Below are 25,900 nucleotides of genomic sequence, written 5' to 3'. Positions count from 1 at the left end.
ACGATTTCGAAACCATAACGCGCCGCATGGAAACTTCGCGTTCACCATTCGGCCGGATGAAATCGCCGATTGTCCGCGAAAACAGCGCATTCGAGCGGCGTAACTTGCTATCGGCAGCGCGCCTTAGCGTTCGCTTAAGTTCACTCTGACACCATCGGCCAAACGAAAAACGGGGGCGTTCCGGCAGTCGACACGACGACCGGCCGAACAGTGAGAACAACGTGAGATTGTCCGCCATCATACGTGATCATCTGGACTCGCTGCTGCATCCATCGGCGCGGCGGGATTTGATGACGAGAGCCCGCCATCGCGCTTTCATCGGGCCGCGGCTGCTCGGCGGCCTTGCAGCGCTTGCATCGCTTCCGCTCTATCTCGCGGTTCGCGGCGCTCCGCAGGAAGTCGAGGTCATGGTGTTCGCGTGGCTGATCGCGCCCATACTCGTCTCCTATTATCTGTCGCGCACAGGTCATTATGAGCGCGCGCATATTCTGTCGTCGACCGCGCTGGCGGCGGTGGTCATGGCGGTCTGCATCAATACCGGCGGAATTTCGTCGTTCGCGGCGATTTGGCTTGTTGCCGTTCCGCTCGATGCGGCGCTGTCCGCCTCGCGGCGTGCCGTTGTCATTGCCGTCGTGCTGGCGCTCGGTTGCGCGCTGGGTCTCGTCATGATCGACGCTTTCGGCGCGCTTCCGGCTTCCAAAGTGCCTGCTTCATACAGTTCGCTTTTCGATGCGCTCGGCATTGCCTCGGCAACGATCTATGCGTCGGCTCTGGCGTTCAGCGCGGAGTCGCTGGCGCAGATGAGCAGAAAATTGCTGATGGTCGAAGAGGAGCGCTATCGGCTGCTCGCGCATAACATCAGCGACGTGATTTCCCGGCATAGCCGAAATGGCGCGATCCGGTTTATTTCGCCGGCAGCGGAAGCGCTGCTTGGCACACCTGCGGCATTGCTTCAGGAGCATGGTCTGTTCGACCGTGTTCATGTGGCCGACCGGCCGGCCTATCTGACCGCTCTCTCGGAGGCCGCGCGCAGCGGCGATGAGCGCAGCGTCGAGTTTCGGGTCAAGCGGGATGCTGTACGCAGCTTTGATCATGAGCGGCCACCGGCCACCGAATTCATCTGGATCGAAATGCGCTGCCGCCCGATCGATGCGACGTCGCGATCGCTGACCGATCCGGGTGTCGAAGTGGTTGCGGTGATGCGCGATGTGACCGAGCGCAAGCTCCAGGAGCAGGCGCTGGAGAATGCTCACATGGAGGCTGAGCGGGCAGGCGCGTCCAAATCGCGCTTCCTCGCCACGATGAGCCATGAACTGCGCACCCCGCTGAACGCCATCATCGGATTCTCGGAGATGATCGTCCGCGAAGACGAGATGATGATCGACGCGGCAAGGCGGCAGGAGTACGCCAAGCTGATCAACGAATCCGGTCTGCACCTGCTGTCGGTGGTTAACGGCATTCTCGACATGTCGAAGATGGAAAGCGGCAACTTCGAGATTCTTCCCGAACTGTTCTCGCCGCGCGAGTCCCTGGTCAGTTGCTGCAACCTGATGGTTTTGAAAGCACGCGAAAACGGGATCGATGTCGTGACGCGCGCGCCGGCGGACTTGCCGCAGATCACCGGCGACCCGCGCGCCTTCAAGCAGATGGTTTTGAATCTGCTGTCCAATGCGATCAAGTTCTCGGAGCGCGGCGGCACGGTCACCGTCACCGCCGGGATCGAAGGTGCGCGCCTGCTGGTTCGCGTGATCGACAGCGGTGTCGGAATCGGCGCCGAGGATCTGAAGCGGATCGGCGATCCGTTCTTTCAGGCGGGAAAAACCTATCAGCGCCGCCACGAAGGCACCGGACTTGGCCTCTCGATCGTCAAGAGCCTCGTTGCCATGCACGGCGGTGAGATGACGGTGCAAAGCCAGATCGACGAAGGCACGACGGTCACGGTGGCGTTGCCGATCACGTTCACGCCGCCGGCCGAGAAGCCCAGTAATATCGCGACCCTAGCGCCCCAGCGCGCCGAACATCAAGACTATCAGGTGAAGAAAAGTGCCTAGACAGATCGCAGAAGACGACGAGAAACCACGCCGCCGCCGTCGCGCCTCCGCAGTTGCGGCGGTCGAGGCCGAGTCCGAGCGTGGCCTGATCATGCGCGTTCTGTTGCACAGCCCGAAGGACACCCTGGCGGCAACGGCGGCGCTCGCGGCGGTCATCGCCATCGTCACCAATGCGATGTTCCTGCAGGCCGGGCGTCATCCATCGCCGATGTTCAGCGCCGCTTCGGTGTCGTCACTACCGGCGGTTGCTCCGGCTCCCGCGCCATTGCCGCGCGTTCGTCCGCCTGAGGCGGAAGCGCGCGTTGTCGAGAAGCCTTTGGAATCGCCTGCGCTAGCGAAGCAGGCTGCAACGTCTGCCGCGCCGCGGCCTCCGGCCGTCGTTCACGCGGCCAAGAGCGATCCGGTTGGCGATCTGATCGTGTCGACGCGGCGTATCGCGGCCGTTCAGCGTGCCTTGACCGAGTACGGCTATGGCCAGCTAAAACCTACCGGCGTTGTCGGCACCGACACGCAGGCCGCGATCCAGAAGTTCGAGCGGGATCGCAAGATGCCAGTCACCGGCCAGTTGTCCGACCGCCTGATTCGCGATCTGACCGTTCTGACGGGACGGCCGATCGAATAGGCGGCCCCTCTTAAATGGATAGACAGGCCGCGTTCCGACTATGGTAGCACCTCTCTGTCTTCCATTCGCCCGGTCGGTCCAGCCTCATGTCTCGTCTGAAAACATCCATATGGGTCGCAGGTTATCTGCGGCGATGCCAGGGCGTCGGCATGTTCGGCGCGGTCCGGCGTCGCGGAGCGGAGGAGGCCGGCGCGGTATTTGTGAAGATCGCCTTGATGAATGGCACGGCGATGTTGTTCGTTCCGGCGCCGCAAACCGCCTACGACGACAGCCACCCCATGGAACGGGCCTTCATTCAGTCGCCGCCGCAAGCTGTCGACGAGCAGGTCATCGAAGCGCGTCTTGCGAAGGAGATCGGTTTCGATCCGGATGTCTGGATTGTGGAAGTCGAGGACAAGGAAGGCCGTCACTTCCTCGATATAGCGAAGACGTAAACCTAGCCGCGAGACGTGTTGCGGGTAGTGACGCGCGTCGCCGGCTGGGCTGCGGGCCGCGATTGCCGGGATGTTGAGCGGGCGCGCTGGCGCTCGTCGTCATAAAGTGCAGGGCGATATTTTGCCCGCGTGGTGGCAAGTGCCGAGCCGCGCCATGCGGCAAGCATGATCAGTGCGGTGCGCAGTTCGATGACCTCGTAGAGGCGCGCCAGCCGGTAGACCTCCATGACCGACGCGCCGAGCGACGGATTCAGGAACAGCAGCACGCGCTGATACGATTCGCCCGGCATGCCGAGCGCCTTGAGCGCGCAGGCGAGGGGCTCGCCGCCCGGTTCGTTGACGATCTGGGTGGCGACTCGCGACGTCAGGATCAGCGCGTCGGCGAGTTCGGCGGCGAAGCCAGCGGAATCGGCCGCCAGCGCGGCCTGCTCAAGCGCTGTGACCGCGCGCGCGGCGCGGCGCGGATCGACCGGCGTCGACGGTTTCAGCGGCGTATCGGTCAGGCCATACAGCATTTGAGCACGGTGGCCTTTGTCGGCGGCCAGAAACATATCGATCAGCTTTGCTGCATCGTCCGGCTGCATCGACAGGGTCGGCGCGGGCAAGATGGGGGCGGCGGGCGCTTCGGAGTCGGAGACGATCTCGAAGTCTGCCGCGGGGTCGATCTCAAGCGTGTCGTCAAGGATGTGCTCGTCGTCCCGCACAACGACCCGGCTGTCTGTCGTGTGTTTCAGTTGCAGCTTCCAGGCGATTTCACGCGGCGTGTTCGGGTAGATCGCCAAGCGGGCGCGCACCGCCGCGCGGGTGGCATCATCGACCTCATCGATCAGGCGCGTGGCCAGTTCGGCGAACTGCCGCTCCTCGTCGAGGGTGTGGTCGCTGGTCTGGACGTAAAGGTCGGTCAGCACGCGAAGCAGCGTCGGGCGAATGTCGACGCCCTCGCGCCGGGACAGCGTCATCAGGCCATCGAAGCCGTGAAACATCGGAGGTGTCGTCATGCCGGATACACGGGTTTAAGTCTGGGCCCAACGTTATCGATCGCCTGTTAACAACCCATTAACCATGACCACTCTTAATGGCCGGGTGCCGCCGGCGCAGGAAGCAGGCGGTCAGGAGAGATCGATATGGGCATCATTGTTGAATTTCCGGCTGATGCAGCGGCGCGGCGCGCCGGGCCGGACATGAACATGGTCCCGCGCGAGGGAACGGCAACGATCCTGATTCTCCCAGCCATCCGGATCGAGCGCTACGCTGACGAAACCAGCGATGGAGTCGGACCGGGGGAGGGAACGGCTCCGGGACGCCGCCGCAAGCGCAGGGCGCGTTCCTGAACAGGTTTTCCCGGCGAAAGGCTCGCCGGATCGGCAACGCTTTCAGACCGGACCGCGATGTGTAATCCGCTCTATCTTTTGCCATTCGTTGCGAGCCTCGCCTGCCCGAGCGATGATTTCGGCCGCACCCGCTCGACGTTCTATCATGAAGACATGCACAGATGGGTCGGCGCTGAGGCGACCAAGAGTCTGGGCGGCTATCCGTCGCAATTCCAGTTGACGGATCTGGAGCGGTCGCTGCGCGATCTTGCCTATTACTTCATCGAGCCGCCGCACTCACACCCGGCATGGAAAGCAGTGTTCGGCGATTACGAAAAAATACCCGCGCCCTGGCGGCAGAACGTTGTCTTCGATCGGACGCTCTATGGACGGCGGATGATCGACGAGCCGCACCGGTCACAGGCTGCGGCTTACGGGGGATTGATCGAGGATGTGCGCAACGACGGCGTGATGCTGGATCAGTTCATTCCTGTCGCCCTGAAAGTCAACGATCTCGATATCAAGCGCAACAAGGCGCTCGGCATCGTTGCCGATCTCTCACCGCGCGAATACGATGACGCGCAGGCGCGAATGCGCGAGAACGTTCTGGTCGTGCAGTGGGCGCAGCAGTGTCTGCAGCAGCGCGTGGCGTCGTATCGGTGGGCGCTGGACCGGCTGGTGATTCAGGCGCCTGATCCGATGGCGGCGGATGCCGATCGTCTGATCGTTCAATTGTCCCAGCGCGCATCGGAACTGTGGATCAAGGCGACGCCTGTTGTCGGCCGCGCGCTGCGCGTCGGCGGTTAAATCAAAATACAGAATCTCTGCGACGTTCCGACACGCGGCGGAACGCCGCGTTGAGTCCGCCTGCAATCAGTTGTTTGTTTTTTCAAGACATCGAACCAACTGATTTGCCCTGAGATGAAGATGGGGTATGGAATGACAGGTTCCCCGGTCGAAAGATTGTTTCTTCTCGGAAGATCTTTTGGAACTCTGATTGCGCTGAGTTTCGCCGTTGCTGTGCCTGCGTTGTTCATTGTTTACACGCTTGAACCGCATCTGGTCCTACCCGCGCTCAGTGTGCTGTTTTTCGCGGCAGCAGCTCTCGCCGCGATCGCGGCGCTGTCGGTCAAGACCAAGAAAAACACGGAGAATTTGAATCTCTGGGATGTCGCCGGCGGCCTCGTTATCACCGGTTGCGCAGCATCCGTGCTGGGAGAACCGGAGCAGGTCGCACAACTGTTCGAGCATCTGTTCGAACGCAGAACTGACTCCAAGTAACGGGAGACGTTTTAGAAGCTAGACGACCAGGCCGGGCCCCTCTGGCAGCGTGAAGCTGCGATGTCGGACTGGAATTCAATTGGAGTGGCCCTTTAAACTATACGGCTGTTGTCCGGCAGCGTGATGCACTGACTGAAAAGTCGATGCGTGATGCTTGTTGTGCTGCATCGTGTTCGCCTGTGACAGGGGCCGCTCTTCCACAAAATAGGGAAGCCCGGCTTATGTTTGAATTTATCACACCCGAAGCCCTGACCGCACTTGTTCAGGTCATACTCATCGACCTTGTTCTTGCGGGCGACAACGCCATCGTCATCGGCCTTGCTGCTGCAGGTCTGCCAAAAGAGCAGCGCAACAAGGCGATCTTGATCGGCGTTGGCGCCGCGACACTGCTGCGAATTGTCTTCGCAGCTCTTACGACCCAGCTCCTGGCCATTGTCGGTCTGCTGCTCGCTGGCGGCATCCTGCTGCTGTGGGTCTGCTGGAAGATGTGGCGTGAGCTGAGCGCCGGGCATGAGCAGCACGTTATGACGCCTGATGGTGAGACCTCAGGAGCCCCGACCAAGACCCTGGCCCAGGCCACATGGCAGATCATTGTCGCCGACGTCTCGATGTCGCTCGACAACGTACTGGCTGTCGCCGGCGCGGCGCGCGAGCATCCCATGGTGCTGGTTTTTGGATTGGCTCTGTCGATAGCGTTGATGGGTCTTGCCGCGTCGTTTATCGCCAAGCTGCTGCAGAAGCATCGCTGGATCGCTTATGTCGGCCTCGCGGTTATTCTCTATGTCGCCGGCGAGATGATCTATCGCGGCGCTCTGGAGATCTGGCCACACCTGAAATGAACGACATCGGTAGTACCGCCCGCAATCCTGTTGTTGCGGGCGGCGTTACCTGTGTCGCTGATCTGGAGTTTACCGCTTGGCTTGCGGTGCTTCGGTTTGCAGGCCGCATTTTGCCGCCGCCAGCGAGGCCTGCGCCTGTGGCATCAGGCCGGGCTCTGCCGCAAGCGCCTTGAGCACGATGAGACCGGTCGTGGTTGGCGAGTCGATAATCAGGCGGTCGGCCGCGGTGACTTCTTCGTCTTCCGGCAGTTCGGCGTGCTGTGCTTCTGTCATCAGGTCGAGCTCGATCACGCGCCGCCCTGCGGAGCGATCGTTGATCGCGTAGTAGGCGACATCGTTGCGCGTGTAGAACGACACCGAGGTATAGGCCTGGCTCACCGGAACGGTGAGCTTGAGCGGACCGCTGGAAAGATCGTAGCGGCAGGCGGCGCTGGCGAAGGCGGGGTCCATGAACGGCATCGGAGCGCTGCCCGGCGCGGCTGCCGGCAATGCCGTCACGGCATTCAGTTTGGTGATCGGAGCGAGACGCGAATAGGCGTCGAGCGTCGCGACCCGCGGAAGCACCAACACACTCACGAGGTGAACCACGCCGCCGAGCAGCACGCCGCCGAGAATTGCGAAAAGCCAGCGGATCATGGGCAGCTCACCGTGCTTATCGATGGCATCGGCGCATCCTTCTGCGTGCGCGTTCCGACGCCGACCGGCGTATCGTAGAGCCGCAACACAAGCATGTACCGGTCAAGGCCGCCGGTCGGCAGCCAGTTGCCGGCGCGCGCGCGAGAGGTGATCCGGACCTCGAAGCTGCCGTCCGAGCCGCGAACGATTTCCTGGCTGGTGAATCCGTAACGCTGGAGCGAATTGGCGACGAGCTGGCCCTTGGTATCGTAAATCGTCATGGTCCAGAAACGCGCAGCAGGCGTCACGCCTTTCACGACCACATCGCATCGTCCGTCGAGCGCGCGGCCTGCATCGTCCCTGTTTGCGGTGAACAACACGCCGTCACCGGTGCCGACCGGAAGCTCGCCACTGCGGGCGACGGAGGCGCGCGAGTAGGGGTCGATGCTGCTGGTCCCGGTCCGGGGCCGGGCGGTCCACGCGCCGATCTTGATGGTGCCGACATCGACGCCACGCGTCGCCGTCATCCATGTGGCACCGAGGCCGACGATGGTTGCTATGATCAGTGTAACAAGGGTGATGAGGATCAGCCGCACGATCGAAGCGCACTCATGACGCGGTTAGTTCTTGCGGGGCGGCTGGGCCGCCGCAGGCTGATCGGTTGCCGATGCGAAACTGTCCGGGAAAGCCACGCTGGAGGCCGGCGCCGGCTTGCCGTTGTCATTCGAGGACGTCTTGCCCGGCACGGCGACGGTCTTGGCGGCATCATCGAACAACTTCTCGACGCGCACCAGGATATTAGCACCACGCCGGGTCAGCACCGGAGGAGGACCGGGATTGACCTCGGAGGCCTTCGCGTTCGCGTTGGCCGAAGCAACAGCGTCAGGCCGCTTCTTGCCGGCGCCGATGCCGGGAATGTCCTTGATTTCAACGCCCTGGTGCGCGACGACCATGACGTCGTGCCATGTCTGCGCCGGCAGCGAGCCGCCGGTCATGCGGTTGGTCGATGAGTAATCGTCGTTGCCGTACCACACGGCTGCTGTGAAGTTGCCGGTGTAACCGACGAACCATGCGTCGCGGAACGCGTTCGTCGTACCGGTCTTGCCGGCGGCGGGAATGCCGTCGAGCTGGGCGCGCCGCGCGGTGCCTTCGTCGACCACGTGGCTCATCATTTCCGCCATGTCGGCAGCCACCGATGCCGGGATGGCTTGCGTCGGCTTTCTGCCGTCGCGGTCCCAGCGCCAGACCGGATCACCTGCGCCGGTCCGGACTTCGAGCACGGCATGCGGCTTCACCGCGCGTCCCTTGTTCGGGAACGTGGCGTAAGCGACCGCATGCTCGACGACGCTCACTTCGGTCGAGCCGATCGGCAGCGACGGCGTATCGACCAGAGGAGCGGTGATGCCCATCTTGCGCGCCGTCTCGACGATCTTCGCGCGTCCGGCGCGCGGGCCACCTTTTCCGCCCATCGCGATCGACAGCTTGACGGGCACGACGTTGATGGAGCGCGTGATCGCCTGCGTCAGCGTCACCGAACCCGAATACGAACGTCCGTAGTTCTGCGGGCACCAGTTGCCGATACAAACCGGGCCGTCCACCACGATGGATTTTGGCGTGAAGCCGTTCATCAGCGCAGTGGCGTACACGTAAGGCTTGAACGAGGAGCCGGGCTGGCGCATCGCATCGACAGCGCGGTTGAACTGGCTGGCGCCGTAGTCGCGGCCGCCCACCATGGCGCGCACCCCGCCATCGAGATCGGCAAGAACCACGGCGGCCTGGGTCGCGTGATAGTCGCGGCCGAACTGGCGCAACTGGTTTTCGACGGCGGCTTCCGCGGCGTGCTGCACGTTCATGTCGATTGCGGTGCGGACCACGAAGACACGTTCGATATAGGACTTCGGGAATGTCAGGACGAGCTTGCGCATCTCGTCGAAGGCGTAGTCGAGATAATAGTTGGGTGAGTTCTCGTCACGCCGGTCGACGGCGTTGGCGGGATTGCGGCGTGCGCCGAACACCTGGCCCTCGGTCATGAAACCGGCGTCGACCAGATTGTCGAGCACGACGTTGGCGCGGGCGCGGGCAGCGGGCAGGTTGATGTGCGGTGCGTATTTGGTCGGCGCCTTGAACAGGCCGGCGAGCATAGCGGCTTCAGCAAGGTTCACGTCGCGTGCGGACTTGTTGAAATAGAAGTGCGCCGCGCCGTCCACGCCGAAGGTACCGCCGCCCATATAGGCGCGGTCGAGATAGAGCTTCAGGATTTCGTTCTTGGTCAGCCGCGTTTCCAGCCAGATCGCAAGGAACGCCTCCTTCACCTTGCGCTCGATGGTGCGCTCGTTGTTGAGGAACAGGTTTTTCGCGAGCTGCTGCGTGATCGATGAGCCGCCTTGCCGGACGCCGCCCGCCTGCGCGTTGGTCATCAGAGCGCGCGCCGTGCCGGCGACGTCGATGCCGAAGTGATCGTAGAAGCGGCGATCCTCGGTGGCGAGGGTGGCCTTGATCAGGTTGTCGGGGAAATCTTCGAGCGGAATCGAATCGTTGTGCTTGATGCCGCGGCTGCCGATCGGATTGCCGTAGCGATCGAGGAATGTCACGGCGAGATCGGATTTCTTCAGCCAGTCGTCATCGGAAGTTTCGCGAAATGCCGGGATGGCCAGCGCGAGCATCAGAACAAGGCCGGCGAGACCGATGGTTGCGCCTTCGGAGAGCGGCTCGATGAAAACCCAGCGCTTCCAGCGGCCGACATAGAAGCGATCCATGAAGGTCGAATAGCGCTCCCAGAGTTCGCGCAGGCCGACAGCCGAATTAAACAGCGAGGAATCAATTCGCGCGTCGAGGTCCAGCAGGAAGTGCCGGAACCATTTCTTCCACTCGCTGGGTACGATCTGGCGCACCGGAACCCTTGATAATGACGCGGCGAAACGGGATCACGAGTCGCCGGATGAAAAGCGCTGGTTAAACGATGCTGATCAATTTGCGGCATCCCCAAGGCGATCGGAGGGCCGATTTTGCCAGCGGGAATCCGCCATCTTCTAGCCGACCATGAACCATAAACCAATGGCCGCGTTGGTTTTTTAATGATGACGGTGAATGCTGCCCACGCTTTTCAGCGCCGGCAACATCGACCGGCATCTTGCCGCTTGCGCAACAGCCGCCAAGGCTCATAAAGCACCATATTAGCGTAAGGACGCTTCAGGATCCCAGCAGGTTCAAAGCCATGACAGCCCGGCCTCGGCCGCCCTCGACCCAAAGCGAATCTTTCTGGAAAACCAAGACGTTGGAGGAGATGTCCGACAGCGAGTGGGAAAGCCTGTGCGATGGCTGCGCGCGCTGCTGCCTGGAAAAGCTGGAAGACGAGGATACGGGCAAGATCTATTTCACCCACATCTCCTGCAGGCTGCTCGATGCCGGGCTGTGTGCCTGCAAGGACTATCCCAACCGGTCGGCCAAGGTGTCCGACTGCGTGCGGCTGACGCCGGAGAACGTCCGGACGTTGAACTGGCTGCCGCCGAGTTGCGGCTACAAGCTCGTGGCCGAGGGCCGCGATCTGTACTGGTGGCACCCGCTGATTTCCGGCGACCCCAACACCGTCCATGAAGCCGGCGTTTCGGTGCAGGGCAGGGTCTGGGGCAGCGAGGACGAGATCGAGGAAGCCGATCTCGAGGACCACATCGTGCAATGGCCCGGCGTGATTCCGAAGCGGGCGCGGCTGAAGCAGCGGCCGCCGTCCAAGTAACCTATCCACGGTATATCAGGCGCCGGATAACGCCCACGTGATGGTCCTTCCACGCGGTGCACCCATGCGCCTGCGCCGCTTATGAAGCCGCGCGAAACAGGATAAAACTGGTGTCATCCCGTACATTTCGAGTTCAAGTCATTTGCGGCTTGATCCTTCTTCAGAAACATTTTCCGGACCTCGTCCAGCCTCATGACCGAGACACATCGACAGCGCGGCGATATGGCCGACGAGGCGCAGGCGCTGGATACACCGGACGACGTTGCCAACATCGCCACCGAAGTGATCGATCTGTCGGAAGCGCCGCCGATCGTGCCGGCGCCGCCGCTCTCGAAGAGCGAAGTGCGGACCATCCTGCTGAGCCTGATGCTCACGATGTTCCTCACCGCCCTCGACCAGACCATTGTAGCGACCGCGCTGCCGACCATCGGCCGGCAGTTTCACGACGTCAGCAATCTGTCGTGGGTCATCACCGCTTATCTGCTTTCATCAACGGCGGTCGCGCCGGTCTACGGCACGCTGAGCGACATCTACGGCCGCCGCGCGATGATCATCGTCTCGCTGGCGCTGTTCCTGCTGGGCTCCGTGCTGTGCGCCATCGCGCCGAACATTCTGACGCTGATTCTCGCGCGCGCCCTTCAGGGCCTCGGCGGCGGCGGCATCCTGCCGCTGGTGCAGACGGTGATCTCCGACGTGGTGACACCACGCGAACGCGGCCAGTACCAGGCCTATTTCTCGTCGGTGTGGGTCGCGGCCGGCATCGGCGGCCCGGTGCTCGGCGGATTGTTCGCCGAGCATCTGCACTGGTCGGTGATCTTCTGGATCAACCTGCCGCTCGGTGCGCTGTCGCTGGCGCTGCTGCTGCCGAAGATGAAGAAGATTCCGGTGTTCCACCGCAGGCGCAAGGTCGACTGGCTTGGCGGCGTGCTGCTGATGGCGTCCGCCGTGATCGTGATGCTGGTGCTGACATGGGGCGGCAACCGCCTCGCATGGGCATCGCCCGCGGTTATCGCAATGATCGGATCGGCACTTTTTCTCGGCGTCGCATTTGTCTGGCATGCGAAGCGCACCAGTGAACCGTTCCTGCCGATTCCGTTGCTGTCGGGATCGGTGGTGCCGTACGCGATGGCGGCGGGCGGCTGCGCCATCGGCACGATGATCGGCCTTACGGTGCACATGCCCCTGTATTACGAAGTGGTGTACGGGCTTTCCGCGAGTGAAGCGGGCCTCGCCTTGATTCCGCTGGTCGCGGTGTCGGTGCTCGGTGCATGGGCCGCGGGCCGCGCGATGATGTTCACCAAACACTACAAGCGCGCGGCCATCGGCGGTGTGACCATCGCAGCGTGTGCCGCGACAGCGCTCGCAGTGGCGACGCCGCTGCCGCTGTGGCAACTGCTCGCGGCGTTGTCGTTCATGGCGGTGGGTCTCGGCACGGTGTTTCCGGTCAGCGTTGTGTCGATCCAGAACGCAGTGCCGCGCATGCAGGTCGGCACGGCGACCGGGGCGATGAATTTCTTCCGCTCGCTGATGGCGTCGTTCACCGTTGCGGTTTTCACGGCGATCCTGCTGATGGTGCTCGGCGGCAACCTCACCATCGGCGCCGAACATCAGATCGGCTCGAAGCATGCGATCGCCGCGAGCGACATGATCGTCGCGTTCCGCTACGTGTTCGCCGCCGCCGCTGTTCTGCTGACGACCGCCGCGACGCTGGTGATCCTGATGGAAGAGCGCCCGCTGGCCGGGCCGCAACAGGCCCCCGCCGAGATGGCGGAGTAGGGATTGATCCCGCTGTTTGCGCAATAAGGCGAAACGGTGACAAACTTCGGCGCATAAGGCGGGAATGGCAACAAGGTGTCCGGCTGCGTTGCACGCGACGCCCTGTCGTGCTGCACTCCGCGAACGGAGCAGTGGCATGCTGAACTCGGCCTGGCTGATCGTGCATCTGATCGCAAGTGCAACCTCATTCCCGGGAACGGCGGCTGCCTCCCAGCCTTCGGGTGTGAGCTGCACCTATCAGGCGTGCATGGCGAAATGCACCAGGCTCAACGGGACAATTTGCAACAGCTATTGCGAGAGGCGTATTCCGCAGCGGATTGCGAGGGGAGTCTGCATCCCGGCCCGCGCGGCTACTTCTTGAAGAGGAAGTCACTGAGTGATGCGACCGACGCCGGATGGGCCGCGCGGCTGTCCATGGAATAGGAAATAAATCCTTGACAGCGTGACGCTGCCGGGTTACGGTCCCGGCATGCTCCAGAAGTGTCATTCCGGCGACGGCAGCGACGGCATTGTCTATCCCAGCGTGCGGGACGAGGGCGGCTCATGCATCGCCGCGTTCTGGCCGGATGTCGCCGGCGTTCCCATGCAGGAGCGGCATCTGCAATACGAATGGGACGGCAGGCGCTTCAGCCGCTGGTTCGACTACAAGGAGGAGAGGTGGGTGAGCGCGTCTTAGTGCCACCAATCGTGTTGCGAGCCACCACAATCCAGATTGCTCATCGCTATCCCATACGATGTGGCCGCAGGAGCGGCGCGCGATACGAATGGCGGTCGCGTCAACCGCTGGTTCGACGACGAGGAGAGGTGAATATCTGCTTGGACGTATCCGCCGACGCCATCGCCGCGTGAACGGCTTCCAGATTCAGAGTGTTGACGGCGTTGGTCAGCCTGTCGTCAGCGAAGATCGCGTAAAGCTTGGTAAGCGTCTGGGCACAGTCGCGCGGGCCTGGTTCGATATAGTCGGCCAGAACGCCCTGTGCCCGTAGAACCGCGTCGAGAACATGCTCTTGAGCTGTCATGATCGGGTCTCCACACTGTGAGGTGGAAACGGCTTTCGAGGATTCCGGTTCCTCCCGCGGAGTTCCATTCGGCGATGAAAAACCCGCCTCGGTCCGGCGGGTATGCAGTTTTGCGGTAGCTTTTGTCGAATGAGAACTAAATATGCGGCTCTGTTTCCCGCAGCCGCGCATTGCCGAATTTGGTGAGCTGCGACGCGCGCTTCTCGAGAAGTTTCGCAACGAAATCGGAAACCTCATTGCGAACGCGGCGCTCCTGTTCGGGCGTCATCGCCTTATGCTTTTGTACGAACGCCTTCATCACGCGATCGACGGTTTGCTTCACGATGTACCTCGATGGTGTAGCTCGTATCGCGAAGGAAAACGTGACATTGCTGATTTGGTTCCTCGGCATCAGGCGAACTTCTCCTGCCTTCGTGCATTGCCTTTCTTCATAGAAAGGGGAGACCCCATGGGACACGCCCTGAAACAGACTGTGCTGGTCGTCGAAGACGATCAGCTGCAGCGGGAGCTCGTCAGCCTGATTTTCGAAGAGAGCGATCTCAACGTCATTCAGTGCAGGAGCGCCGAGGCGGCCGCCGCCGTGCTTGAACAAACCGGCGGGGACCTGATGCTGATGTTCACCAACGCGGATCTTCACGGCGAGATGTCGGGAATCGAACTGGCGTGGATCGCGATGGAGCGGTTTCCGCATATCGATGTCATCGTGACATCGGAGGAAGCCATCGAGGATGTCCCCGACAATACCATGTTCATGCAAAAGCCGTGGCTGCCGCTTGAAATTTTGCGGCAGGCCGAGATTTCGCGCCAGCGGCACACGGTGCACTGACGGACCGGATTTGAGCAGGATTGATTATGGGAAAGTAGTCCTAGTATATCGTTGACACCACAGGCCCAATCCGGTGTTAATTGGCTCAGGAGAGAGCCAATGACCGCCTATACCTAAGCGCACTTCAATAACGATGCCGCAGCTGGCGCCTTTTTGGAGCAGACCATGTGGCCCAAGGGTCCGATCTGCACGCATTGCGGCGCGATCGGCCATGCCTACGCGACGAAGCGCGAGCGAGACCCGTTTGCATACTGACGAAAGCCGCCTCTACACGAAAGTGGGCGCGGAGTTCGCAACCCATGAGACCGTTAATCACTCGCGCAAAGAATATACGCGCGGCGGCGCTCGAAGCTGCCAAAACCCCAGGCTAAGTTCGTCAAATATTGGCGAAAGGGCTGATTTGGAGGAAATTATTCTCCAAAGGCCCCTGATACATCCTTGTTGGTTCTAGACTGATTATTGAACTTTTAGAATATTCATCTATTGTATAGCTACAGACAGCAGACTCGTCAGAGTTGCTACAGGTAGCAAACATGAGCGAACAAGAACTTCGAGAGTTTATTGAGGCTATAAGGAATAAGCGCATTGCGAACGCGCCCACGCCTGCGGCTGCGCTAAAACTTTTGCAAGAACTTGGTTTTTTGGATGAAAATGGCGAACTGAAGAAGCCTTACGCCAAATCCAAAAACGCGGCCTAATTGCACCAACTATCAAGTAATTTTGTCCTTGGTTATCACGGCTGCGACCGCGCAGTCGCTGAACGGATTTTGGCTGGCCAAGAGGCATTCCAGCCGAGCGAGAATGATTACGACTGGCTAGGTTCAGGGATTTATTTTTGGGAAGCTAATCCGGTTCGTGGTCTAGAGTTCGCTTACGAGCTGCAAAAGCGTCGAAGGGGAACGGCTAATGAAATTGAAGAGCCGTATGTAATAGGCGCAGCAATCGATCTCGGATTCTGTCTCGATTTGCTTTCTTCGACAGGATTAAAAGCCGTTCAAACATCCTTTTTCGAAATGAGCGCTCTATTTGAAGCCGCAGACAGAGACATGCCTATAAACGAATTAGGAGATGACTTGCTTCTCCGACGCTTGGATTGCGCAGTCATCAATTATCTACACGGAATGAGAGCGCTCGTAGATGAAACGCCATTTCAGACAGTGAAGGGTGTCTTCACTGAAGGAAGAGACGCATATCCGGGCGCTGGTTTTAAGGCCAAGACACATATCCAAATCAGTGTCTGCGATCAAAAATGTATCAAGGGCGTTTTTCGAGTGCCGCCCGATCAGTTAGAGTCTTTTGTCCCGCCGGTTTGATTTGGTATTTCGTTTTTTCGGTTTATCTTTAAGCGGCTTCGGCTGTGCTATGCGCGCGCCACGCAATGCCGCCGTCATACGCTTCTCAGATTCTTCTTTGCTGTATTGATCGTCTTTTTTCTAATCAAGGACTTCAACCAATGACGAACAATGTAAAGTTAGACCCGCCGTGGGAGTACCGCGAAAGATACTATACAGGCGTCGGACAGTCCATTTCCTCATGGGCTCACATGGAAACAACCATTGTCCGCATCTTCGCCTTAGCGATGCATACGAGCGCAGAAAAGGCGGGCTTGGTGTTGTACTCAATTATGAACTTCAATACCTGGCTTGCCGTCGTTTCAGAGTTGATAGCAGGCGATCCGAAATACGAGCAGTTCGCGACTAGCTGGAATAGGAAGGCCGAGCGCCTTCGCATGCTTAATGAGGTCAGAGTCCGGTTAGCTCACCATACCGTTTGGGCGAGCGACTCAAAAAACTGGGGCTTAAAGCCGAGTGAACTTGACACTCGGTCAAAGGCAAAAAAATATTCGGCCCTAACGATGGACGAACTTAGAGACTTCAGCGAAAAAGAAGAAAAAATATCAAACGAGTTATACGAACTTTTCAAGGCTATGAGGGCCGTCGATCAGCCAGAGGCATCGCCGCTCGCTGAGTATTTTGGATCACTAACCGGTCAGCCTTCATCGGGTTCTCAATAGCGCAGCTATCTAAGGCACGCGCAAACCCGCCTCAACCATCTCGGGCGTTATTTCAATCTCAGTATCGGGCGGGCAAGCCGCCTCGCGGTGGCCTCAGTACTACATTCTGACATTTTGGTGTCAACGATATTTTTAGGAAAATAGTCCTTGACAGCGTAACGCTCCCGCAGTACGGTTCTGACATGCTCCAGAGTTGTGCCTGAGAGACATGCACGCGGCGGCATCGGTTCGATCAGGAACCTCATCTGCCATCGGGCGTTTCCCTTCATATGCTGCGCGGGCCGTTTCGCGCATTCCAGTGAATGAGGACGCAATGGCAAAAGTCGAACACGCAGAAGGCCATCGGCGGGTTGTCGAAACGCCGACCGAAGCGCGGCAGGCGGAGCCGGGACCGTCCGTCCTGGCGCTGCTGACCGTCAGCACCATCGCCGCGATCTTCGTGCTGGCGATTATCTGGTTCGTCTTCTTCAGGACGTAGGCACGCTGAAGGAGCCCGCTCTGAGTGTCATGCGCGGGCTTGATCCGCGCATTCACCGGACAGCTTTCTCAAGCAGATGGATTGCCGGGTCAAGGCTGGCAATGACAGCAACAATCGGTTGATCGCCGCGCCTTGAGCGCGGCGTTTTCGTTTCAGTGAGAGCTTTCACAATGCCGAAAAAGCCTGTTTCAGCTCCGGTCAGGAGGCCGGGGGCGAAGAAGGCTGCACGCAAGACGGTCGTGAAGACGACGGCCAGGAAAACTGCCAAGAAAACTGCCAAGAAAACCGTCAGGAAAACTGCGGTCAAGAAGGCGCCTGTCAAAAAGACCAGCGCCGGAAAGATTGCTCCGAAGACTGCAAGGAAGCCCCTCGCGGCGAAGCCTGAAAAGGAAAAGCGTCCACGTGCGAGGGTCACTCACGAACATCCCGGCAATCTTGTCGCCGATCCGCACGATCATTCCGCGAACGAGGCGATCGCGGCGCGCAGCGCGCGGCGGACGACGCGTCTCAAGCCCAGAAAGCAGACGGCCACCGACATCGCGGCCGATCCGCCGCCGGGCGATACGCCGGCGACGTCGATGGTTGCGCGGGTCAGCGACGCGATCGAGCGCGAACTGTCGAAGATCGAGCGCATCGTGGGTAATCCGTCGCGGCTGTATCCGGCGCAGCGCATCGAGACCGAAAGCCGCGCCCGCGTGCTGGCCTCACTCGCGCGCACACTGAAAGAAGTGATGCGGCTGCGTGAGCAGGAGCGTGGGACTGACGACAACGCGAAGGCCGCCGATGACGACGCCGTGCCCCGAGACCTCGACGAATTCCGCCGCGAGCTTTCGCGACGCCTGGAAGGGCTGGTCGAAAGCGCAGCGCCGGTTTCTGATCGAGGGGATGAGCCGGGCTGAACTCGAGCTGCTGTTCGGCCGGTGGGATGTGTTCGCGCATGACCATCAGGTGCCGCCACTCCTGGCACCGAATGGCCAGCCCTGGCTGACATGGCTGCTGATCGGCGGGCGCGGCGCCGGCAAGACACGCGCCGGCGCGGAATGGGTGAGGGCGCAGGCGCTCGGGCTCGCGCCTCTGGCCGATGCGCCGGTGACCAACATCGCGCTGGTCGGCGAAACCGAACACGATGTTCGCGAGGTGATTGTAGAGGGAATTTCCGGCCTGCTCGCCGTTCATCGCCGCGACGAACGGCCGGTGTGGATCTCGTCGCGGCGGCGGCTGGAATGGAGCAACGGCGCGGTGGCTTATGCCTTCTCCGCGGAAGATCCCGAAAGTCTTCGCGGGCCGCAATTCGGCTGCGCCTGGTCCGACGAGATGGCGAAGTGGCGCTACGCGCAGGCGACCTTCGACATGCTGCAATTCGGTCTGCGTCTCGGCCATCAGCCGCGGCAGCTGATTACGACCACGCCGCGGCCGACCGCGCTGATCAAGCGGCTGATGCTGGAGCCGACCAGTGTCGTCACGCGCGCAGGCACACAGGCCAATGCCTATCATCTTGCGCCGACATTCCTGAAGGGCGTGCTCGCGCGCTACAAGGATACGCGGCTCGGGCGGCAGGAACTGGACGGCGAGATCATCGAGGATCGCCCCGACGCGCTGTGGTCGCGGGCGCTGATCGAGAATTGCCGTGTGACGGACTTCCCGCCGCTTTCGCGCATCGTGGTCGCGGTCGATCCGCCTGCGTCATCAGGCAAGCGGGCCGACGCCTGCGGCATTGTCGCGGCGGGCATCACGGGCGAGGGCGCGATCTATGTGATCGCCGACGAAACGGTGTCGCAGGCGACGCCTGCGGTGTGGGCGGCGAAGGCCATCGCACTGTGGCGGCGGCTTGAGGCGGATTCGCTGGTGGCGGAGACCAATCAGGGCGGCGAGATGGTGCGCTCGGTGATCAATGAGGTCGATGCCAGCGTGCCGGTGGTGTCCGTGCGCGCACATCGCGGGAAATATCTGCGCGCCGAGCCCGTCGCGACACTCTACGAGCAGGGCCGCGTCAGGCATGCGGGAAGCTTTCCGGCGCTGGAAGACGAGATGTGCGACTTCGGTCCGGGCGGACTGACGTCGGGCCGCTCACCGGACCGGCTCGATGCGCTGGTGTGGGCGATTGCGTCGCTGACGTTCACCACGCGGGCACAGCCGCGGGTGCGGGGGTTGTGAGGAGAAGAATTGATGGAATCAGGCGATGCCGTGTCCCGGGCGCGATGCAGCGCCTGGCGCTGCTTCGCAGAACCGGGACCGCAAGGGGCTCTGTTCTCGTAACGGCCCCGGCTTAGCGGAGCGTCACTTCGTGCCGCACCGCGTCGGTGGCACACAAGCTGGAATTCAACCATGCTCAACTTCAAAAATCTCTTCCGTCCCCCCGAAGCGAAAGCCTCGCGCACCGCGCAGGTGCTCGCATTCGAGTCCGGCGGGCGGGCACGATGGACGCCGCGCGATTATGCGGCGCTGGCGCGCGAGGGTTATCTCGCCAATGCCATCGTGCACCGCGCGGTTCGGCTGATTGCCGAGAACGCCGCGTCGTGCGGTCTCCTTCTTTACGAAGGCGCGCAGGAGCGCGAGGGGCATCCGCTGCTGCAGCTTCTGACACGGCCCAATGCGCGGCAGGACGGCGCGAGTTTCTTCGAGGCGCTCTATGCGCACATGCTGCTTGCGGGAAATGCCTATGTCGAGGCCGTTGCGCTCGGCGAGGAGGTGCGCGAGCTTTACGCGCTGCGGCCTGACCGCATGAAGGTGGTGCCCGGGCACGACGGCTGGGCGGAAGCCTACGAGTACAGCGTCGCGGGGCGCAGCGTGCGGTTCGATCAGCTCGCATCCAGCGTGCCGCCGATCCTGCATCTGACCTTCTTTCATCCGCTCGACGATCATTACGGCCTCGCGCCCATTGAGGCCGCAGCGGTCGCGGTCGACGCCGTGGTGCAGATCGGCGTTCTCGATGCCGACCGCACCGCGCCGCCCACCACGCCGGCGGAAGGCGATCGTCATATCATCGCGAGCGGCGCGACCGGCGCATGGGCCGGACACGCTGACGCGGTTGCCGTCTATGAAGACGGCACATGGCGCTTTCTGGTCCCGAAGTCCGGCTGGTGTGCGTGGTGCGACGCCGATGGCGCGCTGCTGGTCTATGACGGAACGGCATGGACCGATGTCGCGGGCGGCGCTGGCGCGATGCCAGGCAGCGTCTCACAACTCGGCGTCAACGATACGGCGAGCGCTCCCAATCTGCTGACCGTGAAATCGAATGCGGCGCTGTTCAACGCGGTTTCCGTCGCTGGCGGCGGCACCGGTCACATGCGCGTGCAGATTTCCAAGGAAGCCAGTGCGAAGACTGCGTCGGTCGTGTTTTCCGATGCGTTTTCCGGCCGCGCCGAATTCGGCCTGATCGGCTCCGATGACTTCAAGCTGAAAGTCTCCAGCGATGGCTCGACATTCGTCGAGGCGCTCGCGATCGACCAGAGTTCTGGCAACGCCGCGCTTCCGCGCGGTCTGTTGCTGACGGGCGTGATCTCGCCGTCGCAGATCACGGCGAACCAGAACGACTACAATCCGTCCGGTCTCGGCGCGGTGTCGGTTCTCAACCTGTCGTCCGACACGCTGCGGAGTGTGTCGGGACTGGCGGGCGGGGCAGAGGGCCGCGTGATTGCTCTCATCAACACCGGCAGCCAGATCATTTCGCTGCTCAACGAGAGCGCGTCATCGACGGCCGCCAACCGCTTCGCACTTGGCACCGATCTGACGATTGCCGGAAAGCAGGCTGCGCTGCTGCGTTACGACGGCACCGCCGCACGCTGGCGTGCGATGTCGCGTTCTGGCGGCCGCGAGACGCTGGCTGCCAGCCGCACGTACTATGTGAGAACCGACGGAAGCGACAGCAACGACGGATTGTCGAACGCCTCGGGCGGCGCTTTTCTGACGATTCAGAAAGCGATCAGTGCCGTTGCAGGTCTCGATCTGAACGGGAAGGCAGTCACGATCCAGGTCGGCAACGGCACTTACACGGCCGGTGTGAGCGTAACGAGCCCGTTCGTCGGCGGCGTGCCGGTGCTTCAAGGCGATACCACCACGCCGGGCAATGTCGTCATCAGCGTCACCGGGGATGCCGTCAGCGTCTCGAATGGCGCCGAACTGGGGATCGGCGGCTTCAAGCTGGTGACCGCGACGGCGGGCAGCGGCCTGAACGCGACGAAGGCCGGGCGTATCAACGTCACCGGCAAGATGGAGTTCGGCACCTGCGCGACTGCGCACATGCATAGCAGTTACGCCGGGCAGATCGCGGTGTCGGCGGACTACACCATTTCCGGCGGTTCGCTCTATCACTGGTGGAGCGAAACTGCGGGCGGTTCGATCGCCGTGATCGGCCGCACGGTCACGCTGACCGGCACGCCGGCCTTCACGGCTTTTGCCAACGCAACCATCGTCGCCCAGATCGTCGTGGTCTCAAACACGTATTCAGGCTCCGCAACGGGATCGCGTTACTCGGTGACGCTGAATGGCGTGATCCTGTCATCAGGCGCGACATTGCCCGGTTCGACCGCGGGAACGACAGCGACCGGCGGGCAGTACAACTGATGGCCGCGGAATCTTACAACGCGGCGCTGACGCGGCTGCTGAAGGACGAAGGCGGTTACACCGATCATCCCTCCGATCCGGGCGGGCCGACCAATTTCGGCATCACGCTCGCCGACGCGCGGCGTTACTGGAAAGGCAACGCCACGGCGGACGATGTGCGGACGATGCCGCAAAGCGCCGCGCGGAAAATCTATCGCGAGCGTTACTGGAATGCGATGCGCTGCGACGAGCTTCCCGCCGGCGTCGACTATGCGGTGTTCGACTACGGCGTGAACTCCGGCATCGGCCGTGCCGGCAAGGTCCTGCGCCGCGTCCTCGAGATGCCGGACTCGACCAGCGCGGTCACGAACGACGTCATCGCGGCAACTTTCAGGCGTAACGCTGGCGATCTCGTTGCAGCGATCTGCGCGGAGCGGCTCGCGTTTCTGCAAGGGCTGAAAATCTTTCCGGTGTTCGGACGCGGCTGGACGGCGCGCGTCAATGGCGTGCGCGTTGCGGCGCTGGCGATGGCGCAAGGTCGAACTCCGGTTGCGGCAACGTCTGCCGAAACCTCTGCGGGCAAGGCCGTTGTGCCTGTGAAAAATCCGGCCGGGCCCGCGTCGGCCGGCGCGGTGATTGCGGCGGGTGCGGCCGCGGCTGCCGCCACGTCGCGCTTTGAAGTCGCCGCACTGGTTGTCGCAGCAGCGTTTGCAGCTTCAGTCGCCGTGTTTCTGATCTGGCGCTGGCGTCATCGCGCCGCTCAGGAAGCGGCGGTCACAGCATTCACAGAAAGGACGTCCAATGGATTGGGCTAGTCTCGCCAAACAGGTGATCGGGCTCGGTGCGCCGATACTGGGAACCGCGCTTGGCGGACCGCTCGGCGGCGCGGCGGGGCGCATCCTGGCCGAGGTGGTCGGCGCATCGGAGCCTACGCCGGAGGCGGTCGGCAAGGCGTTGCCGTCCTGCGGCCCAGACAGGATCGCGCTGGCCGAGAATGCGTGGACTGAGGCCGTCCGCGCCGAGGCGGAGGCGGTGCGCGGCTCGGTTGCCGAGACACAGGCGACGATCCGCGCGGAACTTGGCAGCGAGGATGTCGTTCAAAGGCTGTGGCGTCCGTTTTACGCTCTGGAATTAACCCTGGAATGCGCAGCCTTGTGGGCCGTTCTGGTCCACGAGTTCTGGACCGGCGACATGACGGCGATCAACGCCCTGATCGGCGCGACCGGCCTCTTGGTGAGCTATTGGGGGTTCCGATTCGGCGTGTTAGGCGTCTATGTCAGCGGCCGGACCCGCGAGAAACTCAGCCTCGCGACCGGCCAGGAGACCCCCGGCGTGCTCGACAAACTGGTCAAGGCGGTCGTGAAGAAGAAGTGAGTATGGAGAAAAAGTAACCTCCGGCACGGCTTCCGTTCATGGTGCATTCACCGCCGCGGCGTTCATGTTAGGTTATCGCAAGCTTGCCACCTGGAGACGACGTTGCGCCTTCTCGTTGTTGAAGACGATCCCGATCTCAACCGCCAGCTCACGACAGCCTTGTCGGACGCAGGCTATGTCGTAGACCGCGCATTCGATGGCGAGGAGGGGCACTTCCTCGGCGACAGCGAGCCCTACGACGCCGTCGTGCTCGACATCGGGCTCCCCAAAATGGACGGCATCTCGGTGCTGGAGGCCTGGCGGCGCAACAAGCGCACCATGCCGGTGCTGATCCTGACCGCACGCGACCGCTGGAGCGACAAGGTGCAGGGCTTCGATGCCGGCGCCGACGACTATGTCGCCAAGCCGTTTCACCTCGAAGAAGTTCTCGCCCGAATTCGCGCGCTGCTGCGCCGGAGCGCGGGCCATGCCCAGTCCGAACTGACCTGCGGGCCGGTGATGCTCGACACCCGCACCAACCGCGTCAGTGTCAACGGCAACCCCATCAAGATGACGTCGCACGAGTACCGGCTGCTGGCGTATCTGATGCATCATTCCGGCCGTGTGGTGTCGCGCACCGAACTTGTCGAGCATCTGTACGATCAGGACTTCGATCGCGACTCCAATACGATCGAAGTGTTCGTCGGACGCATCCGCAAGAAGCTCGACGTCGACATCATCCAGACCGTGCGGGGCCTCGGCTATCTGCTGACGCCGCCGGTGGCGGATACAAAGGCTTCCGCAACCGACGCGCGGTAAAGTGTGATAGGCTTCAGGTGGAGCGGAATCGCCCACCGTCATTGCAAGCGAAGCAATCCGGGGCAGTGCAAAGAACTGGATTGCTTCGTCGCAAGTGCTCCACGCAATGACGCGGTTGAACACGCCACTGGGCATGCGCCATACTTGGGATGAGTTTTTTTGAATCGTCACGCGAAATCCCTCGCAACACGTCTGTTCCTGTCGGCGACGGCGTGGGTGGTGCTGATCCTTGTCATCACCGGGATCGTGCTGTCGACGGTCTACAAGCGCTCGACCGAGCGCGCCTTCGACCGCCGGCTCAATTTCTATCTCCGCACCCTGATCGCCGAAGCCGCGCAGCCTGACGATTCCAGCGACAAGTCCGAACGGTCCGTGCAGTCGCTGGGCGAGCCGCTGTTCGAACTGCCGCTGTCGGGCTGGTACTGGCGCATGGCGCGGACCGATGGCGACAAGCCGGAGGTGCGCGCGTCGCGTTCGCTGTGGGATGCGTCGCTGCCCAGGCTCGAAGACAAAGGTATCGATCTGGATCAGTCCGGCGTGCGGGTCGGCTATGTCATCGGACCGGAAAACCAGCATCTGCGCATGGTGGAGCGGCCGGTCGATCTCGGCACCGAGGGAAAATTCCTCGCGACGGTGGCGGGCGACGCCACCGAGATCGAGGATGAAACCTGGGCGTTCAACACCTATCTGACGGTGACGTTCGCGGCGCTGACGGTCGGGCTGCTGCTGACCACGATCTTTCAGGTGCGTTACGGCCTCGCGCCGCTCAAGCGCATTTCCAATTCGCTGGCGGCCATTCGCTCGGGTCAGGCCGACCGGCTGGAGGGCGAGTTTCCCGAGGAGATCGCGCCGCTCGCGCGCGAAACCAACGCGCTGCTCGACGCCAACCGCGCCATCGTCGAACGCTCGCGCACCCATGTCGGCAATCTTGCCCATGCGATCAAGACGCCGCTGTCGGTGATCGTCAATGAGGCGGGCGCCAACCGGGACGATCCGCTGGCGATCAAGGTTCTGGAGCAGGCCGAGATCATGCGCGATCAGGTCGCGCATCATCTGGAGCGCGCGCGCATCGCCGCCCGCGTCACCACCATCGGCACGGTGACCGATGTTGCGCCGGTGATCGAGGCGCTGGCGCGCACGATGGAGAAAATCCACCGCGACCGGGACATTCTGATCGATGCCGAGGTCAACGCGGGAGCGAAATTCCGCGGCGAACGGCAGGATCTCGAGGAGATGGTCGGCAACCTCGTCGACAATGCCTGCAAGTGGGCGACACAGAAGGTCTTCATCGAGGTGCTTCTGGAGCTGACGCCCGGCGGGGCGCTCGATCCGACCCTGCGTATCATCGTCGATGACGACGGCCCGGGATTGTCACCGGCCGAGCGGACGCAAGTGGCGCGCCGCGGCCAGCGGCTCGACGAGACCAAGCCGGGCTCCGGCCTCGGCCTGTCCATCGTGACCGATCTCGCCGCACTCTACGGTGGCAGCCTCACGCTCGGCGCGGCCCCGATCGGCGGCCTGCGGTCGGAACTGGTGCTGCCGGGGATTTAACCGCCGCTCTCTCGCCCCATTCGTCCGTTCCAAAGCGCCGCCGGACGATCCATGTCCGCAGTGAATTTGGGGACGACACTATGCATCATCGGACAGCCGCCATTGTGCTCGCGGCCGCACTGACCCTCGGCGGCTGTGCCGCCGACAGCGGACCGAAGGAAAATTCCGGGACCGTGATCGGCGCGCTGAGCGGTGCGCTGATCGGCTCGGCCATCGGCGGCGGGACGGGCGAGCGGGTCGGCGCGGCGATGGCCGGTGCGGCCATCGGTGGTCTGATCGGCAACCGGGTCGGCGCGTCGATGGACGAGCAGGATCGGCAGTACGCCTATGAGGCTGAAATGAACGCCCTCGACCGGGGTGCGCCGGGCGCGCCCGTGGACTGGCGCAATCCGGACACCGGCCGCTACGGCAACATCGTGCCGGGTCCGGCCTATACCAGGCGCGGGACCCGCTGCCGCGCCTTTACCCACACCGTCTATATCAACGGCCAGCCGACCGCCGAGCGCGGAACGGCCTGCCGCAACCCGGACGGCACCTGGACGGCGGTGGGCTAGGGTACCGCCGCAATTGGCCCCCAAATCCCTGTTCCTCAACGCCAAATTAACGACGCCCCGGCTATGACACCCGGTGGACACCT

The 25,900-nt window shown here is 62.2% G+C and carries 28 protein-coding genes and 2 pseudogenes; 25 read left to right on the top strand and 5 right to left on the bottom strand.

What is annotated here, in order from left to right:
- Nucleotides 1–221 precede the first annotated feature (221 nt).
- From AC1RM7_RS15835 to AC1RM7_RS15825, 3 genes are all read left to right on the top strand, one after another.
- Nucleotides 222–2,051 carry a PAS domain-containing sensor histidine kinase gene (locus tag AC1RM7_RS15835; RefSeq protein WP_024921681.1) on the top strand — a complete coding sequence of 610 codons (1,830 nt, stop codon included), beginning with the start codon at nucleotides 222–224 and terminating at the stop codon, nucleotides 2,049–2,051.
- Nucleotides 2,044–2,673 carry a peptidoglycan-binding domain-containing protein gene (locus AC1RM7_RS15830; protein ID WP_024921680.1) on the top strand — a complete coding sequence of 210 codons (630 nt, stop codon included), beginning with the start codon at nucleotides 2,044–2,046 and terminating at the stop codon, nucleotides 2,671–2,673. Before AC1RM7_RS15835 ends, AC1RM7_RS15830 begins: the two co-directional genes overlap by 8 nt.
- Nucleotides 2,674–2,759: 86 nt before the next feature.
- Nucleotides 2,760–3,107: a DUF1491 family protein gene (locus AC1RM7_RS15825; RefSeq protein WP_024921679.1), complete on the top strand. Its 348-nt coding sequence runs from the start codon at nucleotides 2,760–2,762 to the stop codon at nucleotides 3,105–3,107.
- Nucleotides 3,108–3,109: 2 nt separating this feature from the next.
- Here the strand turns inward: AC1RM7_RS15825 and AC1RM7_RS15820 are convergent, their stop codons facing one another.
- The gene (locus AC1RM7_RS15820) at nucleotides 3,110–4,105 is read right to left on the bottom strand and encodes a DUF2336 domain-containing protein (protein ID WP_024921678.1); all 996 of its coding nucleotides are present in this window, start codon (nucleotides 4,103–4,105) and stop codon (nucleotides 3,110–3,112) included.
- A gap of 126 nt (nucleotides 4,106–4,231) precedes the next feature.
- On the opposite strand from AC1RM7_RS15820, the gene AC1RM7_RS15815 reads away from it, so the two are divergent.
- From AC1RM7_RS15815 to AC1RM7_RS15800, 4 genes are all read left to right on the top strand, one after another.
- On the top strand, nucleotides 4,232–4,438 hold the full coding sequence (locus AC1RM7_RS15815; protein ID WP_006019826.1) for a hypothetical protein: 207 nt from the start codon (nucleotides 4,232–4,234) through the stop codon (nucleotides 4,436–4,438).
- A 57-nt stretch (nucleotides 4,439–4,495) separates the two neighbouring features.
- Complete coding sequence (locus AC1RM7_RS15810; RefSeq protein ID WP_006019827.1) at nucleotides 4,496–5,224, top strand: hypothetical protein; 729 nt, start codon at nucleotides 4,496–4,498, stop codon at nucleotides 5,222–5,224.
- A 132-nt stretch (nucleotides 5,225–5,356) separates the two neighbouring features.
- Complete coding sequence (locus AC1RM7_RS15805; protein WP_024921677.1) at nucleotides 5,357–5,698, top strand: hypothetical protein; 342 nt, start codon at nucleotides 5,357–5,359, stop codon at nucleotides 5,696–5,698.
- 221 nt (nucleotides 5,699–5,919) lie between these two features.
- Complete coding sequence (locus AC1RM7_RS15800; RefSeq protein ID WP_024921676.1) at nucleotides 5,920–6,537, top strand: TerC family protein; 618 nt, start codon at nucleotides 5,920–5,922, stop codon at nucleotides 6,535–6,537.
- Between the two features lie 69 nt (nucleotides 6,538–6,606).
- Here AC1RM7_RS15800 and AC1RM7_RS15795 read toward each other — a convergent pair whose 3' ends face one another.
- The 3 genes from AC1RM7_RS15795 to AC1RM7_RS15785 are packed head-to-tail and all read right to left on the bottom strand — an operon-like array spanning nucleotide 6,607 to nucleotide 10,043.
- Nucleotides 6,607–7,173, bottom strand: a complete 567-nt coding sequence (locus AC1RM7_RS15795) for a DUF1254 domain-containing protein (RefSeq protein WP_006019830.1) — start codon at nucleotides 7,171–7,173, stop codon at nucleotides 6,607–6,609.
- The gene (locus AC1RM7_RS15790) at nucleotides 7,170–7,748 is read right to left on the bottom strand and encodes a DUF1214 domain-containing protein (protein WP_006019831.1); all 579 of its coding nucleotides are present in this window, start codon (nucleotides 7,746–7,748) and stop codon (nucleotides 7,170–7,172) included. Before AC1RM7_RS15790 ends, AC1RM7_RS15795 begins: the two co-directional genes overlap by 4 nt.
- A gap of 24 nt (nucleotides 7,749–7,772) precedes the next feature.
- Nucleotides 7,773–10,043: a transglycosylase domain-containing protein gene (locus AC1RM7_RS15785; protein ID WP_024921675.1), complete on the bottom strand. Its 2,271-nt coding sequence runs from the start codon at nucleotides 10,041–10,043 to the stop codon at nucleotides 7,773–7,775.
- 323 nt (nucleotides 10,044–10,366) lie between these two features.
- On the opposite strand from AC1RM7_RS15785, the gene AC1RM7_RS15780 reads away from it, so the two are divergent.
- The 3 genes from AC1RM7_RS15780 to AC1RM7_RS15770 all read left to right on the top strand — a co-directional run bounded on the left by AC1RM7_RS15780 (nucleotide 10,367) and on the right by AC1RM7_RS15770 (nucleotide 13,337).
- Nucleotides 10,367–10,885: a YcgN family cysteine cluster protein gene (locus AC1RM7_RS15780; RefSeq protein WP_006019833.1), complete on the top strand. Its 519-nt coding sequence runs from the start codon at nucleotides 10,367–10,369 to the stop codon at nucleotides 10,883–10,885.
- Between the two features lie 192 nt (nucleotides 10,886–11,077).
- A complete protein-coding gene (locus tag AC1RM7_RS15775; RefSeq protein WP_024921674.1) occupies nucleotides 11,078–12,661 on the top strand; it encodes an MDR family MFS transporter in 1,584 nt (527 codons plus the stop codon).
- A 442-nt stretch (nucleotides 12,662–13,103) separates the two neighbouring features.
- Nucleotides 13,104–13,337 carry an RES family NAD+ phosphorylase gene (locus AC1RM7_RS15770; RefSeq protein WP_024921673.1) on the top strand — a complete coding sequence of 78 codons (234 nt, stop codon included), beginning with the start codon at nucleotides 13,104–13,106 and terminating at the stop codon, nucleotides 13,335–13,337.
- Between the two features lie 100 nt (nucleotides 13,338–13,437).
- Here the strand turns inward: AC1RM7_RS15770 and AC1RM7_RS15765 are convergent, their stop codons facing one another.
- Entirely contained in the window at nucleotides 13,438–13,680 is a 243-nt protein-coding gene (locus AC1RM7_RS15765; RefSeq protein ID WP_006019837.1) for a hypothetical protein, read from the bottom strand.
- Nucleotides 13,681–13,822: 142 nt separating this feature from the next.
- Here AC1RM7_RS15765 and AC1RM7_RS15760 point away from each other — a divergent pair, with 142 nt between their 5' ends.
- The 15 genes and pseudogenes from AC1RM7_RS15760 to AC1RM7_RS15690 all read left to right on the top strand — a co-directional run bounded on the left by AC1RM7_RS15760 (nucleotide 13,823) and on the right by AC1RM7_RS15690 (nucleotide 25,817).
- Nucleotides 13,823–14,506 (top strand): response regulator, encoded by a 684-nt coding sequence (locus AC1RM7_RS15760; protein ID WP_343299546.1) that lies wholly within the window; start codon nucleotides 13,823–13,825, stop codon nucleotides 14,504–14,506.
- 141 nt (nucleotides 14,507–14,647) lie between these two features.
- Nucleotides 14,648–14,761, top strand: a pseudogene (locus AC1RM7_RS15755) (transposase); the annotation flags it as partial.
- Nucleotides 14,742–14,846: pseudogene (locus tag AC1RM7_RS15750) on the top strand (IS1595 family transposase); the annotation flags it as partial. The pseudogenes AC1RM7_RS15755 and AC1RM7_RS15750, both read left to right, overlap by 20 nt.
- A gap of 193 nt (nucleotides 14,847–15,039) precedes the next feature.
- Nucleotides 15,040–15,204 carry a hypothetical protein gene (locus AC1RM7_RS15745; RefSeq protein ID WP_160166466.1) on the top strand — a complete coding sequence of 55 codons (165 nt, stop codon included), beginning with the start codon at nucleotides 15,040–15,042 and terminating at the stop codon, nucleotides 15,202–15,204.
- On the top strand, nucleotides 15,205–15,819 hold the full coding sequence (locus AC1RM7_RS15740; protein ID WP_081758717.1) for a hypothetical protein: 615 nt from the start codon (nucleotides 15,205–15,207) through the stop codon (nucleotides 15,817–15,819).
- A gap of 140 nt (nucleotides 15,820–15,959) precedes the next feature.
- Nucleotides 15,960–16,520, top strand: coding sequence for a hypothetical protein (locus tag AC1RM7_RS15735; protein WP_492839258.1), 561 nt, complete (start codon nucleotides 15,960–15,962; stop codon nucleotides 16,518–16,520).
- A gap of 313 nt (nucleotides 16,521–16,833) precedes the next feature.
- Nucleotides 16,834–16,998: a hypothetical protein gene (locus tag AC1RM7_RS15730; protein ID WP_006019841.1), complete on the top strand. Its 165-nt coding sequence runs from the start codon at nucleotides 16,834–16,836 to the stop codon at nucleotides 16,996–16,998.
- Between the two features lie 170 nt (nucleotides 16,999–17,168).
- The gene (locus tag AC1RM7_RS15725) at nucleotides 17,169–17,897 is read left to right on the top strand and encodes a hypothetical protein (RefSeq protein WP_024921030.1); all 729 of its coding nucleotides are present in this window, start codon (nucleotides 17,169–17,171) and stop codon (nucleotides 17,895–17,897) included.
- Nucleotides 17,884–19,152, top strand: coding sequence for a DNA-packaging protein (locus tag AC1RM7_RS15720; protein ID WP_492839344.1), 1,269 nt, complete (start codon nucleotides 17,884–17,886; stop codon nucleotides 19,150–19,152). The genes AC1RM7_RS15725 and AC1RM7_RS15720 overlap by 14 nt, the downstream gene beginning before the upstream one ends.
- A gap of 171 nt (nucleotides 19,153–19,323) precedes the next feature.
- Entirely contained in the window at nucleotides 19,324–21,561 is a 2,238-nt protein-coding gene (locus AC1RM7_RS15715; RefSeq protein WP_492839260.1) for a phage portal protein, read from the top strand.
- Complete coding sequence (locus AC1RM7_RS15710) at nucleotides 21,561–22,355, top strand: glycoside hydrolase family 108 protein (RefSeq protein ID WP_024921028.1); 795 nt, start codon at nucleotides 21,561–21,563, stop codon at nucleotides 22,353–22,355. Before AC1RM7_RS15715 ends, AC1RM7_RS15710 begins: the two co-directional genes overlap by 1 nt.
- Nucleotides 22,342–22,914 carry a 3TM-type holin gene (locus tag AC1RM7_RS15705; protein ID WP_024921027.1) on the top strand — a complete coding sequence of 191 codons (573 nt, stop codon included), beginning with the start codon at nucleotides 22,342–22,344 and terminating at the stop codon, nucleotides 22,912–22,914. Before AC1RM7_RS15710 ends, AC1RM7_RS15705 begins: the two co-directional genes overlap by 14 nt.
- A gap of 102 nt (nucleotides 22,915–23,016) precedes the next feature.
- Nucleotides 23,017–23,712, top strand: coding sequence for a response regulator transcription factor (locus tag AC1RM7_RS15700; protein WP_006019848.1), 696 nt, complete (start codon nucleotides 23,017–23,019; stop codon nucleotides 23,710–23,712).
- A 159-nt stretch (nucleotides 23,713–23,871) separates the two neighbouring features.
- Nucleotides 23,872–25,263, top strand: coding sequence for a sensor histidine kinase (locus AC1RM7_RS15695; RefSeq protein ID WP_024921026.1), 1,392 nt, complete (start codon nucleotides 23,872–23,874; stop codon nucleotides 25,261–25,263).
- An 80-nt stretch (nucleotides 25,264–25,343) separates the two neighbouring features.
- Complete coding sequence (locus tag AC1RM7_RS15690; RefSeq protein ID WP_024921025.1) at nucleotides 25,344–25,817, top strand: RT0821/Lpp0805 family surface protein; 474 nt, start codon at nucleotides 25,344–25,346, stop codon at nucleotides 25,815–25,817.
- Nucleotides 25,818–25,900: the final 83 nt, after the last annotated feature.

Source organism: Afipia sp. GW822-FHT03D08 (assembly GCF_058801645.1).
This window is presented reverse-complemented; position numbering and strand designations above follow the sequence as displayed.

What these genes read in the sequence shown, in the direction of transcription:
- AC1RM7_RS15825 (WP_024921679.1), top strand. Translation starts at nt 2,760, where the DNA reads ATGTCTCGTCTGAAAACATCCATATGGGTCGCAGGTTATCTGCGGCGA.
- AC1RM7_RS15820 (WP_024921678.1), bottom strand. Translation starts at nt 4,105, where the DNA reads ATGACGACACCTCCGATGTTTCACGGCTTCGATGGCCTGATGACGCTG.
- AC1RM7_RS15815 (WP_006019826.1), top strand. Translation starts at nt 4,232, where the DNA reads ATGGGCATCATTGTTGAATTTCCGGCTGATGCAGCGGCGCGGCGCGCC.
- AC1RM7_RS15810 (WP_006019827.1), top strand. Translation starts at nt 4,496, where the DNA reads ATGTGTAATCCGCTCTATCTTTTGCCATTCGTTGCGAGCCTCGCCTGC.
- AC1RM7_RS15805 (WP_024921677.1), top strand. Translation starts at nt 5,357, where the DNA reads ATGACAGGTTCCCCGGTCGAAAGATTGTTTCTTCTCGGAAGATCTTTT.
- AC1RM7_RS15800 (WP_024921676.1), top strand. Translation starts at nt 5,920, where the DNA reads ATGTTTGAATTTATCACACCCGAAGCCCTGACCGCACTTGTTCAGGTC.
- AC1RM7_RS15795 (WP_006019830.1), bottom strand. Translation starts at nt 7,173, where the DNA reads ATGATCCGCTGGCTTTTCGCAATTCTCGGCGGCGTGCTGCTCGGCGGC.
- AC1RM7_RS15780 (WP_006019833.1), top strand. Translation starts at nt 10,367, where the DNA reads ATGACAGCCCGGCCTCGGCCGCCCTCGACCCAAAGCGAATCTTTCTGG.
- AC1RM7_RS15775 (WP_024921674.1), top strand. Translation starts at nt 11,078, where the DNA reads ATGACCGAGACACATCGACAGCGCGGCGATATGGCCGACGAGGCGCAG.
- AC1RM7_RS15765 (WP_006019837.1), bottom strand. Translation starts at nt 13,680, where the DNA reads ATGACAGCTCAAGAGCATGTTCTCGACGCGGTTCTACGGGCACAGGGC.
- AC1RM7_RS15760 (WP_343299546.1), top strand. Translation starts at nt 13,823, where the DNA reads ATGCGGCTCTGTTTCCCGCAGCCGCGCATTGCCGAATTTGGTGAGCTG.
- AC1RM7_RS15745 (WP_160166466.1), top strand. Translation starts at nt 15,040, where the DNA reads ATGAGCGAACAAGAACTTCGAGAGTTTATTGAGGCTATAAGGAATAAG.
- AC1RM7_RS15735 (WP_492839258.1), top strand. Translation starts at nt 15,960, where the DNA reads ATGACGAACAATGTAAAGTTAGACCCGCCGTGGGAGTACCGCGAAAGA.
- AC1RM7_RS15730 (WP_006019841.1), top strand. Translation starts at nt 16,834, where the DNA reads ATGGCAAAAGTCGAACACGCAGAAGGCCATCGGCGGGTTGTCGAAACG.
- AC1RM7_RS15725 (WP_024921030.1), top strand. Translation starts at nt 17,169, where the DNA reads ATGCCGAAAAAGCCTGTTTCAGCTCCGGTCAGGAGGCCGGGGGCGAAG.
- AC1RM7_RS15720 (WP_492839344.1), top strand. Translation starts at nt 17,884, where the DNA reads ATGAGCCGGGCTGAACTCGAGCTGCTGTTCGGCCGGTGGGATGTGTTC.
- AC1RM7_RS15715 (WP_492839260.1), top strand. Translation starts at nt 19,324, where the DNA reads ATGCTCAACTTCAAAAATCTCTTCCGTCCCCCCGAAGCGAAAGCCTCG.
- AC1RM7_RS15710 (WP_024921028.1), top strand. Translation starts at nt 21,561, where the DNA reads ATGGCCGCGGAATCTTACAACGCGGCGCTGACGCGGCTGCTGAAGGAC.
- AC1RM7_RS15705 (WP_024921027.1), top strand. Translation starts at nt 22,342, where the DNA reads ATGGATTGGGCTAGTCTCGCCAAACAGGTGATCGGGCTCGGTGCGCCG.
- AC1RM7_RS15690 (WP_024921025.1), top strand. Translation starts at nt 25,344, where the DNA reads ATGCATCATCGGACAGCCGCCATTGTGCTCGCGGCCGCACTGACCCTC.